Genomic DNA, 2,128 nt, shown 5'->3' on the forward strand with positions numbered 1-2,128 from the left:
CGCCTGCTCCAGGTGGTGGACAAGAACACGTCCATCCTGGACGCGTTCCGGCTGGCCGACGACGTCCTGCGCCAGGGCGTCCAGGGCATCTCGGACCTCATCACCGTGCCGGGCCTCATCAATTTGGATTTCGCCGACGTGCGCACCATCATGTCCAGCGCGGGTTCGGCGCTGATGGGCATCGGCCGCGCCAGCGGGTCGGAGGACCGGGCGGTGAAGGCCGCGCGGGCTGCGGTCTCGAGCCCGCTGTTGGAGGCCAGCATTCAGGGGGCCAGGGGTATCCTGCTGAACATCACCGGCAGTTCCAACCTCGGCCTGTTCGAGGTGAACGAGGCGGCCCAGGTCGTCATCGAGGCGGCCGACCCCGAGGCCAACGTCATCTTCGGGGCCGTCATCGACGATTCGCTCAACGACGAGGTGCGGGTGACCGTCATTGCCACCGGCTTTTCGGGCCAGCCCAAGGAGGATCACCGGCCGCAGGCGGCGCAGGCTCGTCCGCCGTCCCCGGAGGGTGACCGCAAGCTGGAGATCAAGCCGCTGGTGTCGAACGACCTGGAGATCCCGCCCTTCCTGCGCCGCCGCTGAAGCCTGGGCGCCTGTCATGTGGCCGCCATCTGGTGGAGCTCCCGGCGCAGCTTCCTGAGGATGCGCTTCTCCAGCCGGGAGATGTAGGACTGGGAGATGCCCAGCAGGTCGGCCACCTGCTTCTGGGTGCGCTCCTCCCCGTCCACGAGCCCGAAGCGCAGCTCCATGATGCGCCGCTCCCGCCCGGTGAGGCGGCCCACGGCGGTGTGGAGCAGCTCCCGTTCCACGCGGTCTTCCAGGTGCCGCACCACATCGCTTTCGGTGCCCAGGACGTCGGAGAGGAGCAGTTCGTCCCCCTCCCAGTCGGTGTTGAGGGGCTCGTCCAGGGAGACCTCGACCCGGGTCCGGGCGTGGCGCCGCAGGAACATCAAAATCTCGTTTTCGATGCAGCGCGAGGCGTAAGTGGCGAGCTTGATGCGCCGCCCCGGGTCGAAGGTGTGCACTGCCTTGATGAGCCCGATGGTCCCGATGGAGACCAGGTCCTCGATGGCCACCCCGGTGTTCTCGAACTTGCGGGCGATGTAGACGACCAGCCGCAAGTTGTGCTCGATGAGCGGCGTCCGCACGGCAAGGTTGCCGACGGCGAGCTGTTGGATGAGCCCGGCCTCCTCTTCGCTGGTGAGCGGCGGCGGCAGCACCTCGGTGGACGACGGGCCCACGTACCCGATGAGCCGCGTGAGCCGGCGGAGCTGGAAGAGCTGCCACCGGACGAGCCACCGCTCTCGGACCCGGGCCGCCAGGGCGGCCAGTTGCAAGCCGAGCTGCCGGATCTTAGCCAGCCTTGACACCGACGACTCCTCCTCCCACAGCCCACGGGGACTGCCCGGCCGGGGACGTCCGGCCCGGCCGGGCCACGTAGTCGGCGGGCACCAGAGCCTGCAGCTCACCCGCCCGCAGCGGCGTCGGAGACAGCGCCACGACGGCGGGGCCCATCGCGGGCGGGGGCACGCCGTTGAGGTGGACTTCCACCGAATCGGCACGAAAGGCGGCCATCACCCCACGTTCGGTGCCGACCGCCTGAAACGGCACCAGCCGGAACCGTCTGGCCCATTCAGGTGCCAGCGCCGTCAGCCGGGAAGCCAGGGCGAAGGGATCCCTGGCCAGTTCCTCCAGCCTTTCGCCCAGCGCAGCTTCCACCACCGGCGCCAGCACCCGAGGGTCGACGAGCACCACGGCCAGCCTCTCAACCGGTTCGGTCAGGTGGTTGCCGGTGTCCAGCATCCCCTCCGCGTAAATCCAGCGTTCGCCGAAACGCATGCGTACGTGGGCCTGGAGCGCCCGGGTCACCAGAGCGTTCGACAGGTACCGGCGGGCCGCCACAGCGGTGCCCACCAGCACCGCCAGGGAGACCAGCGCCCCCAGTTCGGCCCGTCCCTGCCCCGCCAAGACGCTCTGTGCTGCCATGCCCGCCCCGGCGGCCACAAAGCCAACCCCACACATCACCGCCACGACCGCGCAAAGCCGCCGCAGCCCCCGTATGCGGAACGCCGTAGCCGCCATCAACCACGGGCCGCCCACGGCACAGACCACCAGGCGCAGGGCC

General features: G+C 69.7%; 3 protein-coding genes. 1 reads left to right on the plus strand and 2 read right to left on the minus strand.

The window, feature by feature from the left end:
* The coding region (locus AB1609_22130) for a cell division protein FtsZ (protein MEW6049133.1) at positions 1-585 on the plus strand (585 nt) is incomplete at its 5' end.
* Positions 586-599: 14 nt separating this feature from the next.
* On the opposite strand, the gene sigE is transcribed toward AB1609_22130, so the two are convergent.
* Positions 600-1,373 carry an RNA polymerase sporulation sigma factor SigE gene (sigE, locus tag AB1609_22135; GenBank protein ID MEW6049134.1) on the minus strand — a complete coding sequence of 258 codons (774 nt, stop codon included), beginning with the start codon at positions 1,371-1,373 and terminating at the stop codon, positions 600-602.
* On the minus strand, positions 1,357-2,128 hold a 772-nt coding region (locus AB1609_22140; GenBank protein MEW6049135.1), incomplete at its 5' end, for a sigma-E processing peptidase SpoIIGA. The genes sigE and AB1609_22140, both read right to left, overlap by 17 nt.

It is taken from the genome of Bacillota bacterium (genome assembly GCA_040754675.1).
Taxonomy (GTDB): domain Bacteria; phylum Bacillota; class Limnochordia; order Limnochordales; family Geochordaceae; genus Geochorda.